This is a genomic window from Lactobacillus sp. XV31L (genome assembly GCF_059900865.1).
In genome coordinates this window covers 219,562-235,663 of sequence record NZ_JBWXGC010000001.1, presented here as the reverse complement: position 1 = coordinate 235,663, position 16,102 = coordinate 219,562, and the positions used below count along the sequence as shown (strand labels likewise).

General features: G+C 39.2%; 16 protein-coding genes. 6 read left to right on the top strand and 10 right to left on the bottom strand.

Annotation, left to right across the window (positions count from 1 at the left end; translation table 11 throughout):
• Nucleotides 1-53 precede the first annotated feature (53 nt).
• Entirely contained in the window at nt 54-848 is a 795-nt protein-coding gene (locus AC2JF7_RS01090) for a Cof-type HAD-IIB family hydrolase (RefSeq protein ID WP_500726210.1), read from the top strand.
• A 113-nt stretch (nt 849-961) separates the two neighbouring features.
• On the opposite strand, the gene AC2JF7_RS01085 is transcribed toward AC2JF7_RS01090, so the two are convergent.
• The 8 genes from AC2JF7_RS01085 to AC2JF7_RS01050 form a co-directional block, all read right to left on the bottom strand.
• Entirely contained in the window at nt 962-1,648 is a 687-nt protein-coding gene (locus AC2JF7_RS01085) for a deoxynucleoside kinase (protein WP_500726208.1), read from the bottom strand.
• Nucleotides 1,649-1,663: 15 nt separating this feature from the next.
• On the bottom strand, nt 1,664-2,314 hold the full coding sequence (locus AC2JF7_RS01080) for a deoxynucleoside kinase (RefSeq protein WP_500726392.1): 651 nt from the start codon (nt 2,312-2,314) through the stop codon (nt 1,664-1,666).
• A 383-nt stretch (nt 2,315-2,697) separates the two neighbouring features.
• Nucleotides 2,698-3,195, bottom strand: a complete 498-nt coding sequence (locus AC2JF7_RS01075) for an Asp23/Gls24 family envelope stress response protein (protein WP_500726206.1) — start codon at nt 3,193-3,195, stop codon at nt 2,698-2,700.
• A 24-nt stretch (nt 3,196-3,219) separates the two neighbouring features.
• On the bottom strand, nt 3,220-3,399 hold the full coding sequence (locus AC2JF7_RS01070) for a DUF2273 domain-containing protein (protein WP_500726205.1): 180 nt from the start codon (nt 3,397-3,399) through the stop codon (nt 3,220-3,222).
• Between the two features lie 12 nt (nt 3,400-3,411).
• On the bottom strand, nt 3,412-3,966 hold the full coding sequence (gene amaP, locus AC2JF7_RS01065) for an alkaline shock response membrane anchor protein AmaP (RefSeq protein WP_500726203.1): 555 nt from the start codon (nt 3,964-3,966) through the stop codon (nt 3,412-3,414).
• Nucleotides 3,967-4,119: 153 nt separating this feature from the next.
• Nucleotides 4,120-4,845, bottom strand: a complete 726-nt coding sequence (locus AC2JF7_RS01060; protein WP_500726202.1) for a glucosamine-6-phosphate deaminase — start codon at nt 4,843-4,845, stop codon at nt 4,120-4,122.
• 213 nt (nt 4,846-5,058) lie between these two features.
• Nucleotides 5,059-7,404 carry an ABC transporter ATP-binding protein/permease gene (locus tag AC2JF7_RS01055; protein ID WP_500726200.1) on the bottom strand — a complete coding sequence of 782 codons (2,346 nt, stop codon included), beginning with the start codon at nt 7,402-7,404 and terminating at the stop codon, nt 5,059-5,061.
• Nucleotides 7,405-7,556: 152 nt separating this feature from the next.
• On the bottom strand, nt 7,557-8,645 hold the full coding sequence (locus AC2JF7_RS01050; protein ID WP_500726198.1) for a YdcF family protein: 1,089 nt from the start codon (nt 8,643-8,645) through the stop codon (nt 7,557-7,559).
• 247 nt (nt 8,646-8,892) lie between these two features.
• Here AC2JF7_RS01050 and AC2JF7_RS01045 point away from each other — a divergent pair, with 247 nt between their 5' ends.
• Nucleotides 8,893-9,573 (top strand): CPBP family intramembrane glutamic endopeptidase, encoded by a 681-nt coding sequence (locus AC2JF7_RS01045; RefSeq protein WP_500726197.1) that lies wholly within the window; start codon nt 8,893-8,895, stop codon nt 9,571-9,573.
• Nucleotides 9,574-9,667: 94 nt separating this feature from the next.
• Here AC2JF7_RS01045 and AC2JF7_RS01040 read toward each other — a convergent pair whose 3' ends face one another.
• Entirely contained in the window at nt 9,668-11,536 is a 1,869-nt protein-coding gene (locus AC2JF7_RS01040; RefSeq protein WP_500726195.1) for a heavy metal translocating P-type ATPase, read from the bottom strand.
• 238 nt (nt 11,537-11,774) lie between these two features.
• Complete coding sequence (cbpB, locus tag AC2JF7_RS01035) at nt 11,775-12,254, bottom strand: cyclic-di-AMP-binding protein CbpB (protein WP_500726390.1); 480 nt, start codon at nt 12,252-12,254, stop codon at nt 11,775-11,777.
• Between the two features lie 608 nt (nt 12,255-12,862).
• On the opposite strand from cbpB, the gene AC2JF7_RS01030 reads away from it, so the two are divergent.
• The 4 genes from AC2JF7_RS01030 (at nt 12,863) to dltB (ending at nt 16,084) form a co-directional block, all read left to right on the top strand.
• Complete coding sequence (locus AC2JF7_RS01030) at nt 12,863-13,051, top strand: hypothetical protein (RefSeq protein ID WP_500726194.1); 189 nt, start codon at nt 12,863-12,865, stop codon at nt 13,049-13,051.
• 113 nt (nt 13,052-13,164) lie between these two features.
• A complete protein-coding gene (locus AC2JF7_RS01025) occupies nt 13,165-13,317 on the top strand; it encodes a teichoic acid D-Ala incorporation-associated protein DltX (RefSeq protein ID WP_500726192.1) in 153 nt (50 codons plus the stop codon).
• Between the two features lie 14 nt (nt 13,318-13,331).
• Entirely contained in the window at nt 13,332-14,846 is a 1,515-nt protein-coding gene (dltA, locus tag AC2JF7_RS01020; protein ID WP_500726191.1) for a D-alanine--poly(phosphoribitol) ligase subunit DltA, read from the top strand.
• A complete protein-coding gene (gene dltB / locus AC2JF7_RS01015) occupies nt 14,846-16,084 on the top strand; it encodes a D-alanyl-lipoteichoic acid biosynthesis protein DltB (protein WP_500726189.1) in 1,239 nt (412 codons plus the stop codon). Before dltA ends, dltB begins: the two co-directional genes overlap by 1 nt.
• Nucleotides 16,085-16,102 lie beyond the last annotated feature (18 nt).

The window sequence follows — 16,102 nt, the reverse complement described above, 5'->3', positions numbered from 1 at the left end:
TAAAATAGCATTAAGCTAATATCAAATTGATAGCTAGCATATAAGGAGGGAACATGGCTAAACTGCTTTTTTCTGATATCGATGGAACACTACTGAATTCAAACCGCCGTGTAACGTCTAAGACACGTTCTGCAATTCAGAAACGGATTGTCAAGGGTGATGTTTTTATACCTGTTTCAGCAAGGATGCCACAGGCAATTATGACAGCAGTAGGGCAAATTATGAAATCTTGTCCAATGATTGCATATAATGGTGCATTGGTCTTGGATGAATATGGCCGTCCGCTTAATTCAAAATTTATGTCTGCTCAAGAAGCAGCATCAATTTGCACATATGTTGAGCAAAAAAATAATGGCACCGCTTGGAACGTTTATAGCGGATACGATTGGTATTATTCCCCAAGCAATAATTCTGATCTAGTGAAGAAAGAAGAAACAATTGTTGAGGTTGCAGCAACAGCTAGTTCTATAGCTAAGGTGGGGCAACTCAAAGGCGTACATAAGGTATTGATTATGGGTGAACCCAAAGAAATCGATAATGAATTAGTGGAGTTAAGCCAGCTTCACCCTGACTTGGTTTTGGTTAAATCTTCTCCCAACTTGCTTGAAATTATGGTTAAGGGTGTCTCCAAGGGGTTAGGCGTTAAGGTGATGGCACAGGCTTTAGATGTTGCTAAAGCTGATTGCTGGGCTTTTGGTGATAACTATAATGATGAAGCCATGTTGCAAGCAGTGGCAAATCCGATTTTGATGGGGAATGCTCCAGCTGATTTAAAGGCAAAATTTACAGCTACAACATTGGACAACGACCATGATGGAATCGCTGCTATTCTGGATGGATTGAATTGATTTTTATTAGCAGGATTAGTTAGCCGTTTGAGAACAAACAAAAGCCGTTTTCTTGGCTATTAAACCAAGAAAACGGCTTTTTTACTTGTAGCACTAGCAAATGACAAAGTTAGTTAATGCGCTATTTTGATATTTGTAGGCTTGTCCCAGGTAGAGGGCAGTTTACCTATTTCCTTTAGTTTGGCAACAATTTGGTCCAGGACGTTTTGCAAATCTTGCTCATTTGAAATAAAGTCAAGCTGATCGCCATTGATTTCCATTTTGTCAGAATAATCGTATTTTTCATACCACGGCTGGTAATAGCGCAGCAAACGCTTGTAATAATCTTCTAGCGTAGCATCGTAGCTCAGTTGCTCGTATGGTCGTCCCCGCTTTTGAATACGCTTGATCATGGTGTCATAAGAAACGTTAATGTGAACTAGCAGATCTGGATTCTTTTTGGGCATATGCTTGAGTTGCCCCATCATATTGTTCAAGAGCTCATAGTATGTATCAACCTCTTCCGACGTTGCCCGTCCAATATCGGCATTCATTTGAAAAAAGAGGGCATCTTCATAGATTGACCGATCAAGGACGTTATTATCATCTGTTAATGCATCCTTGATACTCCGAAAACGTGTATTAAGGAAAAACACTTGCAACAAAAAAGCATATTTCTTAGGATCTGCGTAGAAAAGCGGCAAAACAGGGTTGTTATCGACACTTTCATAAAATGGTTTAGTCCCTAAATAGTTGGCTAAAATTTCGGTTAAACTGGACTTCCCGGCCCCAATTGGCCCGCTTAAAACAATAACTGTCATCACGTTCCTTCTTCGTTATTCTAAATTACCTATTTGGCGTAATTTTTCATCAATTTGGTTTAATACTTCTCTTTTGGCTGTCTCATCAATAATAAAATCAAGCTGGTCACCATCAATTTTAATCTTAGGAGAAGCATCATAACTTTGATACCAAGGCTCATAATAGCTGATTAAGCGAGCATAGTAGTCCTTAAGACTAGGATCAGTACTAATTTGCTCAAATGATCGTCCTCGCCTCTCTATTCGCTTTAACATTGTATCAAGCGAAACATGAATATAGATTAAAAGGTCCGGCTTTTTGCTTGGATTGCCTGGGGTATCCTCCATCATATTTTCAAGCAGACTGTCATAAATCTGAAATTCTGTTGGATCAGCCACACCATTTTCGGCATTCATTTTAAAAAATAGAGCATCTTCATAAATTGAACGGTCAGATACACTATTTTTTTCTTTAACTGCTTGCGTTATTTGTGCTAAACGGTGGTTAAGTAGATAAATGTTTAGCAAAAAGGTATAGCGTTTCATATCCTGATAGTATAGAGGGAGTACAGGGTTGTTATCGACTCCTTCGTAGAAGGCTTGTGTACCCAAGTGTTCAGCTAAGATACTGGTTAAACTGGATTTACCGGCTCCAATTGGCCCACTTAAAACAATAACTGTCATCACGTTCTTTCTTAAATACAATATATAGATCTTCTTTTAGTTTAATACGATATATAGTGGTACACAAGCAAAAAATAAATTATAACATTACATGAAATGTCAAGCGAATTTCGATAGTACAAGGCAAAATATTTTTAGCAAATATAAGATATTGTATATCTAATGATTAGACATAATAAATAGATAATTTCAAGACTAGGACAGCGAATTAATTGTACTTGAGTTGATCAAAGAAAAAACTTGTTACACGTGAAACCTTAAAAGAAAATTATTTTGATAATCTTAATGTAAATAAATTGCTATATTCCAGCAGTTAAAGTAGACAAGCAAAAATGCACTGAAGAGTAATTCAGTGCATTTTTGAGATTTAGGTTATTGCAGATAGGTTACTTAACCCGTCTATCTTTTTGATCATTGTCTTTTTGGTCTTCTATCTTATCTTTTTGATGACCAATCTTTTCTTTAGTATCTTGAGTTACATCAGAAATTCGATCTTGCAGACTTACTGAATCTTTTTCGTGCTGCTTCTTGGTCTTAATATCTACAACCGTAACGTTAACTTCAACCGTGTCTAAACCAGTCATTTCTTTGACCTTATCATAAATCTTCTGCTTAATTTGGTCATATAGCTTGGTGATTTCAACACCGTATTCAGCAACGATTTCAATGTCCACTGCAACCTGCTTTTTTCCAACTTCAACATTAACTCCTGAGGTAACATCATCGTTGTTGACAATCTTATCTGCCAGATTGGAGAAGAAGCCACCATCGACGTCTAGGAGCCCTTTAATATCTGATAGCGCAATACCGATAATTTTTTGAATTACCTTTGAGTCATATTTTAAATCGCCTTTAATGTCTTGCTTAGCTTTACTCTGTACCATAAATATTACGATCCTTTCTAAAAATTATTTACGCTTGAGATCTCTTAGCAAGGGCAGGTAGTGTCCGCCTAAAAGACCTAAAACCAACATTACAACAACAAAGATAGTTTTAAAAAACCCTAATCCCAGAAAACAAAATGCCAGTATCACGCAAATTACAGCACCGCTTATTTCTGGGAGGTATTTATGCAAAAGTTCTTTCATTATCTGCCTCCTTTATTGGACGCGTCTTCTTGACTGAGCAGGCTTGTGGTAATTGACAAACTTGATTTTGATTTTTGGCTTTTGGTCAATTCCCAGCAATTGCTTTAGCTGCTTTTCCAGTTCTTTAAGGTAGTCATCTAATAAAGCAGCTACATTTTCACCTGAACCAAGATCGCCACTGATTCTGATCCTGATTTTGCGGTTAGTGAGTCGTGAATCCACTTTAACCTTGGTTAAATAGGGTAGATCAGCTAAGGAATTGGCTACAAAGCCATTGATTGCCTTGCTTGTGACCTTGACTTGACCGTCACGTTTACGAATTAGGTTAAAGTCGCGTTGGACGGGCCAACATACTGTGACAATTAGGCCAATGATCAGAAAAACTAAAACTAAGGCGCTGATGCCAATCAAATACCAGGCAAATACGGGATTCAAATTCCCTAGGGCAGGTAATTTAACATGAAGGTATTTTTGCCAGAACATGCTGGTTGACCATAAAAAATAAATTGGCAAGGGCAGTAATACCAGCATTCCAACTACCAATAACCACTTTTTACTCCGCTTCAACTTACCACCATCCTCTCTTTTACTACTATACTAGTACTGGCTATATTTGGCAGCATAGCAATATGCACTGATAAATATACATTATCGTATTAATATAGTTAAAATAAAAAGAGGTGCACATTAGTACATCTCTTTTTGAGTAAAGTTGCTTACTTAATTTTTATACTTGTCATCCAGCTTGCTTGCTGCATCCTGGTCAATAATTGCTGTAACATTTGGGTGTTTTTGCAATATTGAAGCTGGAACATCTTCAGTAACTGGACCTTCAATCATCTTTTTAACTGCATCAGCCTTATTTGCACCAAAAACCAAAAGTACAATTTGCTTAGCCGACATGATGTTGGCAATCCCCATGCAGATGGCTGACTTAGGCACGTCATCAATATTGTTGAAGAAGCGAGAGTTAGCCTTGATAGTATTCTGTGTCAGTTTAACTTCATGAGTAACTGAATCAAATGAGGTACCAGGTTCGTTAAATGCAATATGACCATTTTGCCCCAAGCCCAAGAGCTGGATGTCAATCGGATTTTCCTTGATAATCTGGTTGTAGTCTGCTGATACGCCTTGAGGATCTTTGACTGCTTTAAGACCATCTGGGACATATGACTTTTTGAATGGTTTCTTGTCGAATAAGCGTTTCTGCATGAAGTAGTGATAGCTTTGGTCGCTGTCTGGGCTCAAGCCAACATACTCATCAAGGTTGATACTGACTAAGTTGCTGTTGTCGATATCGCTCTTGATCCATTCTTCATATAAGTTTTCCGGAGTAGAACCAGTAGCTAATCCGAGTACTTTTGCTCCATTTTCAATTCCGTTGCTAAACAATTTAAGGGCCTTAGCACTACCGCTAGCCTTGTTTTCTGTAATAATAATTTTCATTGCTGTGCCTCCATATCTCATTAAGCTAATTATAAATTGGTATATGCCAATTTGTCAACTAGCAAATTAAGATAAATTTGATAATTTGTTTCTTCTGAAAACCATATCGATTGCTTTGGCAGCATGGTTTAATAAATGTAGATATTAAAAGCCCTAATCAATGTTTCATGTGAAACATTGATTAGGGCTTTAGTTTTATGGTTAATAGATAACTTATTCGCTGCGTAAGGCTGTAGCTGCGTCTTTTTTAGTTGCCATACGAGCGGGTAGGTGTCCACCGATCATCGTTAAGATGGTTGAAACAGCAACTAAAATTAGTGCGTGCATGGGATTGAGCTGGCCAACGTTGCTTAGGTTAGTGATATTATAAAGAATACTATTGATAGGGAAAACTAACAGTTGCGCAATAATAATTCCCAAAATGCCAGAAAAGATCCCTAAAATGAATGTTTCAGCGTCAAAGACACGAGTAATGTCTTTCTTACGTGCACCTAAGGCTTTGAGAATACCAATTTCCTTTGTTCTTTCTAAAACTGATGTGTAAGTTAAAATACCAATCATAATCATTGAAGTAACTAAAGAAATTGCGGCAAAAGCTACCAATACAGCAGTAATCCCTCCTAGTAGTTTACCCGTAATAGAAGTGACAGCATTGGACATGTCTGTGTAAATAATCCGTTCTTTTTTGGACCTGCCCTTGTTCCACTTGTCCAAGTATTCTACAACTTTGTCTTTAGAATCAAAATTATTAGGGTAGATCATGATACCGGCTGGCAGGGTAGACCCACCAACTGATTGCAACATCTGTTTTTTTGCACTTGTATCCATGCTTTGGCCAGTCATCACGTTCTGGTTAGTTTTTTCCTGTGCTCTAACAATTGTAGAATTTCTGTTTTGCTTAATTACTTTTTGTGCAAGCTGGTCGCTGTATACGATTCCATTTGCCAGCAGGGCCATGGAGTCATTGCTCTTAGGCCGGATGACACTTACAATACGCAATTCAATATTGCTGGTATCATACATCTTTGAGTTTGGCTTTTGGGGGACAAACATTCCAGTTGGCAGTTGCTGGTAATAGTTATCATTGGCTACGACTCGATATTTCATGCCAACTAGCTTGCTATAATTCAATTTTTCCCCAGACCTGTTTTTAATGCCTAAATTGTTCAAAATATTGGTACTGATCGTATTTTTGTTGTTTACAACCAGAACTAGATCAGTTGCCTTGCTTGGCCAGGTACCAGATAGTAACTGGTAATTTTTCTTAACCACATCGCTTCTATCCTTAGTCAGAGCAGTAGGGAAGACGGAAGACCCCATAAAAGCAGCACTAGGACTTTGAAACTGCATTTGGGCATATTCCTTTCCTTCTCCTGTTCCAGTTGCCAGTGGTGAAAACTGGACTTGTTTGACTTTACCACCTACTCTTGCTAGCAAGTTGAGGTTAATGCCAGCTTGGTAGGAAATGTTATTGGCGTATTTTGGGTTGATCTTTTTGACGTAATCAACATATTTTTGGGTAATCTTGTTTTTGTGAGTTACTTGTTGCAGACGATCCTTCTTGGCGATAATGTAACCACGGTTTTTCACGTTTTTTTCTGAATCTGCATTTTGACTGACATTGGCCATATCAGTAGCAGTTTGCATAATTGTTACAGGATATTTGGCTAGTGCCTTGCTCATCGTTGTATCTATCTGCTTTTGAAAGCCGTTTGAAAGGGCTAACACGATTGCGATTGAGATGATTCCGATGCTGGATGCAAAGGCCGTTAGAGTTGTTCGTCCTTTCTTAGTCATAATATTGGTAAAACTAAGATTAATTGCGTTCCAATATGACATCTTGGTTCGCTTAAGCTTGAATGTATCTTCTTCATTATCAGCAGTAAACGGATTAGAATCATTGAGAATTTTGCCATCCTGAAAATTAACGATGCGGGTGGCGTATTCACTGGCCAACTTAGGATTGTGCGTCACCATAATAACTAGGCGTTCATTGGAAAGTTTTTTAATTAACTTCATGATCTGCTCGGAAGTTTCAGTATCAAGTGCACCTGTCGGCTCATCGCAAAGCAAGATGTCAGGATCGTTTGCTAATGCCCGAGCAATTGCTACACGCTGCATTTGCCCACCTGACAACTGGTTGGGACGCTTAGAAATTTGATCCTTTAGTCCTACTTGAGTTAGAGCTTCGACTGCTCTTTGATGCCGTTTGCTTGCAGAAACACCAGATAAGTTCATTCCCAATTCAACGTTAGCAATAATCGTTAGGTGGGAAATCAAGTTATAGTTTTGAAAGACAAATCCCACAGAGTTGTTGCGATAAGCATCCCAATCAGTATCCTTAAAGTTCTCTGTAGACTTACCATTAATAATTAGGTCACCAGTGTCATAGCGGTCCAGGCCGCCAATAACATTTAACAAGGTTGTTTTGCCAGAACCACTGGGACCTAATATGGCAACAAACTCTTGGTTGCGAAACGAAATTGAAACATCATCAAGCGCATGGGTGATGGTATCACCTACATGGTAGGACTTGCGTAAATCTTTTAATTGAAGCATATACTATTCCTTTTTTTAATAAATAATAATCAATATTTTACCACGAATATGGGGCTCGAAGATAATAAGTTACTTAGATTAATTAGAGTTAAGACAGGTACTAGAAGGCAATTTTGGCAAATTTTATGATTAAAGTATGCTTAGTTGCCCTGTCATAGCCTGATCCCAATTAACTGCATTACAGCATAAATAGCGTAAAATAAGATGATGGCTAAAATGACTAGCAAGTGACGCCGCTTACTAATGAGGAGTACCCCAGCAAATTCTCGGACTATGGCATTAGGCAAAAAGTACAAACGGGTGTAAGATCCAACACCATTGGCATTAAGTCCAGTAGCCTTAGCATGTAAGGCTGCTCGCAAGATGTGGTAGTTGTTGCTAAAGAATTTTGCATGAAAGTTTTTGCTACCAAAGTCTAAGGCAGCTATTTGCTCAGAAAATTGCATATTTTGATATGTATTTTTTGATTTGGTTTCAAGCAAGATGTAGGCAGGATCAATACCGCGAGCAAGCGCATACTCTGCCATTGCTTGAGCTTCGGGAACCTTCTCATCATTGCCTCGCCCACCGGACATGATTAACTTTGGCATTGCTTGGCCCTTGAGCACTTGCTTTTGGGCAAATTCAATAGCGCGGTTGATCCGTCCTGCAAGAAGTGGAGTGACAGTTTCACCATTTGCTAAACCGGCTCCAAGCACAATCAAGTAATCTTGCTTATATTGGCGTGGCACAAACTGGTAAAGAACTAAATTGACAAGAAAATTGTAAGCGACAAAGAGCAGATAAACAATAATTGCTGCTGGTGCATAAGTTAGGGTTTTGATCCAAGCCGGCAGGTTGCTGAACGGATCAAGCAGAATTATGCCCCAGGCCAGTATGATTATGAGACCAATAAATAATGTAAGCAAGTTAGAGAGGGTATGGCTTTCATGCCTCCATACAACATAAGCATTTGCCAAAAAGAACAGCCATGAAAAGATAACTACTAAGTTAATAATTCCCAACAAAAATACTAGCAGTATTTCATATAACAATGTTAATGCCGGGATTTGGGTGGATTGGACAATGACAGTTAGCCAAATGCCTAGCATAATAAGAAAGAAAGTAAAGAGGATACCATTTAGCAAACTTCGGGGCTCTTTCAACCAAAAAGTCAAAAACAAGATAAAGACGGCAAGTAAAAGCAATGAAAGATAAATGAATGGTTGGTTTTGGCCAAAAGTTCTATAAAAGTTAATCATAAGTTGCCTCTTAAGGTTGGATTGTTAAGTATATTATAGGCAGATGATCCACAAAATCATAGTTATAGAGTGCTTTTTATTTCCCAGGAAATATTGATTTCAAAAACGTGTGAAAGGATATCAGCCAATACACGGGCTAATGCAAAATATGACTAATATCAAAAAATACCTAATTTATAGTATACTTTAATAATGTCTTGTATTGTTAAGTTACATGTCTTATTGTTAAGAAAATGGAGTACTAAGAATGAAGAAGTTGTTTTATTTCCTCGGGAATATTGTTGCTATATTTATAGCTTTCTTGCTATATGGGGTGGTTCAAGGGTTTTACTTTTATCCTGGTAAGTATGCAAAGGCGCTACACTTGGGAATGGGGCCCTACATTGCATTGACGCTCTTAATAACCGTTCTTGCTTTGCTACTGCTATTTTGGCTCTACCGCCGGCAACTAGCCCATAGCAATAATTGGAATTTTAATGTAAAACCACATTGGAATGGTTCCCGTCTTTTAATTGCATTTATAGGCTTTGTCTTACTAATTGTTGCTAGTACCGCAACTCAAGCTCTGCTTAAGCTGGGTCCAAATACAACTTCAACTAATCAAGCAGTTTTAACTGGAATTTCTCGGCAAGCAGGAATGTTTTTTATTCCCGTGGTTGCTATTATCGCGCCACTTTTTGAAGAAACCATCTTCCGCGGATTGATTTTTAATACTTTCTTTGAGGCAGACTCGCCTTTAAGCAAGTGGCTAGGAATAATTTTGAGTGGCTTTGTATTCGGCTATATTCATGATCCAGCTTTAAGCAAGTATATTTTTGTTTACTGGGCTTTGGGCATGGTACTAGCTTGGGTTTACACCACTACGAAGGACTTGCGCTATTCAATGATTGCTCATATGCTGTATAATTCACTAGGCTTTTTGGGCTAAAATTGATTAGTGACCCATGTATTGTGGGAATCAAACTAGAATAATATAAATAAGCCATGTCGCGTGACATGGCTTATTTATATTTACTAAGTAATTAGGCTTTATTAGCAATGCCTGTTTGCTTAGGATTCTTGGGCTTTGTCTTCGCCAGAAGTGCTAGGCTGATAGAGATCATATCAACAACTTCCTGTAAAATAGCTCCCCAGAAAGCAGGGATGACTCCGGTAAAGGCAATTAGTTCAATTATTACTACGATGGTTATAGCTGTCAAAACGTCAACATTGGCCACCTTCATTGTATGCTTAGAAATGGCCACGGCATCATTAATTTTGGACAGGTCATTGACCATGATAATAGCATCAGCGCTTTCACTTGCAGCAGATGCCCCCTTGGCCCCCATTGCAATTCCTACATCAGCAGCTGATAAACTAGGCGCATCGTTAATACCATCACCAGTCATAACTACTGGTCTGCTTTCTGGTGCTACATTCTTAATTGCCGCGATTTTCTCAGCGGGGAGCAGACTATGGCGAATATCATTGATACCAACGTCCTTACCAATTTTGTCAGCAACATCTTGGTGGTCACCAGTCAGCATCATCATGTGTGCCTCAGTTTGTCTGCGTAAGCGGGCAATTGTTTGCGCACTTTCTGGTCGTACTTGATCCTTAAAGGTAATATAACCCGCATATTGACCATCAATTGATACATAAATGGCAGTTGAGTTGACGGATGGGGCCGGCTCCTTAGGACTAACGAAGCTTAGTTTGCCTACCATCACTTGGTGTCCTTCAACTGTGCCACTAATACCCTGGCTGGTAGTTTCCTTGATATTGCTGGCCGCTTTTAAAAGATCCTTATCAATGGCATTGACAAGTGAGTTGGCAATGATGTGGCTCGATTGCTGCTCAACGCTGGCTGCATAGCTTTGCAACATTTTGCTATCAATACCACTATCATTGGCTGGAACCACTTCATCAATCACTAATTGGTTTTCAGTCAGTGTACCAGTTTTGTCAAAAGCAAAGGTTTGGGCTGTTGCCAATTTTTCCAAAGTAGGTCCCGACTTAACGATGATATGGTGTTTAGACATTGAGCTCATGCCAGATACCAGTGCAACTGGAGCAGCGATTAAAAGAGGACAAGGCGATGCTACAACCATAACCTCGGCAAAATTAACCGGATCGCCCGAATGCAACCAGGCGGCAATTCCTATTACCAGGGAAATAATGGTGAAAGGCACGGCATAACGGTCTGCCATTTTGACAAATTTAGCAGGCTTTGCTTGAGAAGATTCAACTAAAGCTACAATTGTCTGATATTCCGAATCACTCGACTTCTTGGTTACTACCATTTCAACAGCTTCACTGCCGTTGATTGAGCCAGACATTAAGTCATCACCGCTCTTTTTGGAGACGGGAACTGATTCACCAGTTAATGATGCCTGATCAAAACTTGACTCGCCGCTAACGACCCTGCCATCTACAGGCACCTGTTCACCTGGTTTAATCAGCACATGGTCACCGATAGCTAGTTGCTCAACGTCAACCGATAATAATTCCTTGCCTACAATCTTGTTGGCAATTGTTGGAGAGTTGCTCAGGAGTGCTCGCAGCTCCCTGTCTGCTTGTCCGGTGGCATAATCTTCCAAGGTTTCACCACCAGTCATCATGACCAAAATCATCCATTCGGCCCATATATCGCCAATCAAGATGGTTGAAACAACTGCGATAACTGCCAAGATGTCTACCCCATAGCGACCAGATTTGAAATCACTGGCAATCTCGCTTAACAGGGAAATTGCCATCACTATTCCGACCAGGTCAATTAAAATTGCTTGAATAGGGAACTGCAAGCTGCCAATATGAAAGATGCTTGGAGCGTGAAGACCAAATTGACACACAAGCCCAATAGCACCGATTGCAAGTACGAGGATAAATTTCCACTGCTTTTTGAAATCCATATGATAAGTGCCTCCTAAATAGAATATTAATGTAATGTGTATTATTTTAGCACTAATTTTCCTGTTTGTTTAGAATAGGTCTAAATAAGCTGCAAAAAGTTATCTGTTATGAAAAAGAGCAAGCAGTCTTGCTCTTTTAATAATTATAGGGGCACAAGCCATAGTTGCCTTTAGTGTAATGGCATTATTAGTAGGTTGAACGGTGATATAGGAGAGTTTTAGTCAATTAACCGAGAATCTACTGTTCTTTTTTAATTTCCGTAACGTGATACTTTTGTTCAAAATTATGAGCAATAAAATTAAAAGACTTAATCCATTCCCGCCTAGTCAGTAGCCCTTGAAAAACACCATAATCATCAACGACAGGGAGGAAGGCATTGTCAACTAGTAAATGGAGTTGGGTTTCTAACGTTGTTTGAACGAAATTGATTTTATCAAACTTAGTTTGCATTACATCGCTAACCTTGAGTTCGGTTAGTGGATCGAGCGAAATATCGTCAGTTTCCAGCATTTTAGCAGTAATCATTGCCAAACTAAGCAGCCCGACTACACGGCTTTTGCGATCGAGTACCGGAATTTTAGAATATTTGACACGAGTCAAAATTAAAAACGCATGGTAAAGCGGGTTGTCGTCTCCGACAAAGGCTATACGAGAAGCTGGAATGATAAATGAGCCTGACTTTTCTTCAAGCAGACGTTTGATTGCAGGTGAAAACATTTGATATGAACCTTTCTTAGCATAAATACTCACTTAATCTTATAATAATGAAAAAGGGCCCGCAAGATTTGCGGGCCCATTAGTTTTCATCTACTTTGAAGGAGTAAGAATGAATGAAATAAAAAGTGGGAGTATGTAGTAAGCTTTCATAACTTACTACATTTAGAATGATATACCTCAAATATGAAGTAAAGGTGTAAATTCCCTTATGAAAGGGTAAAGAATTCCTTTAAAACTGGTAAAGAAAAGCGCAAATACCTATTAAAAAGTGTGATATTGCTACAAAAAAGGCCTTCTAATGTGTAAAATTACTTTTAGCACTCTTTTGGGTAGTCAAAATTGCTGCAGGTGAAATACTCTAGTTGAAGCTAGGCAATCAGCATGCAAGCAAAGCTGCCATAATTGTCTGATAAACGGTGCTTTGATACAATTAGAGATGTTGTGTCTAGAATAGCCTTTTTTACAGGATAAAGAAAATGAATCAACAAAGATACCGACAAAAGATAATCTTTTGGCTTAGATTTTCAGGTTGGCTGTGCTTACTGCCGGCCGTGGCTTGTTTGAGATTATACCAAGTATTCAGAACAAGTGATTTGGCCTTTTGGTTTATGGCAGAACTAATCCTGACCATTGCATTTGCATGCTATCTTTTAGCAACTGCGGAAAACAAGAGGTGGGAAAAAGTTACCAACCTTATTACTTTAATGATTGTTGCAATTTTGCTTGTGCCAATCATCATTCTTATTCCGCTTTATTTTGCTTATCGCGCCTGTCGTAGGTTGAATGAGGGGCCATAACGGTAAAAAATATTTAAATTTAGAAAAAAAATAGTCAAATTTATGCATCCGGTTTGGGATACCAGTGTTATAATTCGATAGTACAATACAGATACTGAAAGAGATGAAGATTAATGGTTAAGAAAGAAAAAGCCGAGTCGCGTAGCAAACGTGTCGGTAAGTTTGTTCTGACAACGCTTATTTATTGTGGTATTTTGATGGTGTTAATATATTTATATCAATATAGCGGCCTTACTTCGGTTCACTTTATTTATAACGAATTTTAAGGTGGTCAACCAAGATGATTAAAGATATAATTAAAAAAATTGATGAAATAGCTTTAAACGATGCCAATCGGATTGCTTACGACTATTTGGGTCAGACTAATACCTACGGCAATCTTAAAGAACGTTCAGATGCATGGGCTCATAAAATTGCCAATCTAAAAATTGCGCCAGGAAGTCCAGTGATGATATGGGGCGGTCAAAACTTTGAAATGATTGCTAGCTTTTTAGGCTGTGTCAAGGCTGGGCATGCTTATATCCCTATTGCCAGTTATTCAAATGCCGAACGGATTGTAATGATTCAAGAAGTTGCGCAAGCTCAAGTGCTTTTAGCGATTGATGAACTCCCCCAGATTGATCTTACTGGTATTGAAATTGTTCGGCCAAGTGAAGTTGCTAATGGCAATTATTCGCCTGACCCAGCTAATTTTGTTGCTGGTGATGATAATTTTTATATTATTTTTACTTCGGGAACTAGTGGCAAGCCTAAGGGCGTACAAATTAGTCACAATAACTTGCTTAGTTTCATTAATTGGGAATTGGAAGACTTCGACTTGCCGCAGCATCCGAGTTTTTTGGCGCAAGCACCATACTCATTTGACCTTTCAGTTATGAGTCTTTATCCGGCACTAGTTGGTGCAGGCAAGCTGGTGGTACTGCCGCATGAAGTGACGCAAAATTTTGCGCAACTATTTAAAACGATGCCAACATTGCAATTCAATGTATGGGTATCAACGCCTTCGTTTGCTCAGATGTGTTTTCTAGATAAGACTTTTGATAGTCAACACCACCCAGATCTGTCACACTTCCTTTTTTGCGGTGAGGAGCTCCCTCACAGCGAAGTGGTTATGTTGAAGAAGAGGTTTCCGCAAGCACGCGTTTATAACACTTATGGTCCAACTGAGACCACAGTTGCAGTTACCCAGGTGGAAATTACGCCTGAAATATTAGCTCATTATGATCGTTTGCCTATTGGCAAGGTTAAAGCAGACACAACTATTACTATTGATAAGACGAAGGGTGACCAGCCTGATGAGGGTGAAATTATTATTGCAGGCCCAAGTACTTCAAAGGGTTATATGAATAATCCCGAAAAAACGGCCAAGGCTTTCTTTAAAATCCCGGCCGATCAATATATGAGTCACCGCTCTGGCGATGAAGGCTTTTTTGATGGCGACTTGCTTTTTTACCGTGGCCGAATCGATTTTCAAATTAAATTTAATGGCTACCGGATCGAGCTTGAAGAGATCAACCATTATATTGGTCGCAACAAGCTGGTTGATCGCGGTGTGGCTGCACCTAAATATGGCAAGGATCATACGGTTAAGCAGATTGTGGCGGAAATCAAGCTGAAAAAGGGCGTCTTGGAAAAATACTCAGAAGACGAAGTCACTAAGGCAATTCGTGCTGACTTGACAGAAAACTTGATGCCATATATGATTCCGCAACGATTTGTTTACCGTGAAGAATTGCCTATTTCGCAAAACGGCAAGGTAGACATTAAGGCCGTGATTAAGGAGGTTAACGAGTAGTGCATTTTAATTTCATTAACTTGCAGCCCTATGGGAATCCGCAGTACTTTATCTACCTGATAATTGGGTTAATACCTATTATTTTGGGTCTATACTTTGGCCACCGGTTTAAAGTCTACGAAGTGATTTTTTCACTAGTCTTTTTGTTCCTTATTTTTGATGGGGACAAGTGGGAGCAGGGCGTTAGCCTAATCATTTATCTGCTATTTCAGCTGCTGGTCACATATTGCTACCTGCATTATCGAAAAAATGGTAAAAACAAAACCTGGGCCTTTTACTTGGCAGTGATTTTGGCAATCATTCCATTGGCTCTGGTCAAGTTTAAAATAGCTTTTCCGAAAATGAGGATTCCGGGAGTATTAGCCTTTTTGGGCATTTCTTATATTACCTTTAAAACCGTGCAGGTAATTATGGAGGTACGTGATGGTGCCATCAAAGACATTAATCTGGGCACCTACTTGCGCTTCCTGCTCTTCTTTCCCACGCTGTCTTCAGGACCAATTGATCGCTACCGGCGCTTTGCCAAGGAATGTGATACTGCACCTAAGCGTGACCAGTATATCGATGACTTAGCCCACGCTACCCGGTACTTATTCCAGGGCTTTCTTTATAAGTTTGTCTTGGGCTGGTTCTTTGGTACCTATTGGCTGCCTAAAATTACAGATGCAGCACTGATTGCTGGAACTGCCAATGGTGGCTTGAAACTGTCTTGGTGGTTGGTAGCATACATGTATTGCTACAGCATGTACCTCTTCTTTGACTTTGCGGGTTATTCCTTGTTTGCAGTAGCGATCTCATACTTTATGGGAATTCATACGCCAATGAACTTTAACAAGCCGTTTATCTCACAAAATATCAAGGAGTTCTGGAACCGTTGGCATATGACCCTATCGTTTTGGTTCCGAGATTACATTTACATGCGCTTTACCTTCTTCGCAATGAAGAAAAAGCTGTTCAAGAACCCGATTAGGCTATCGCAGGCATCATATTTGTTGCTTTTCCTAGTAATGGGCTTTTGGCACGGCTTAACGTGGTATTATATTGTGTATGGTCTCTTTCATGCTGTGGCAATAATTATCAATGACTGCTGGATCAGATTTAAAAAGAAACATAAGGATAGGTTGCCTTCCAACAAGTTTACCAAGGGGTTCGCAATCTTTGTCACTTTCAATGTTGTTTGTTTCAGTTTTCTAATTTTTTCAGGCTTCCTCAGTCAACTATGGTTTGGCTGGAAGTAGGAAGTAGTTTTATTTAAG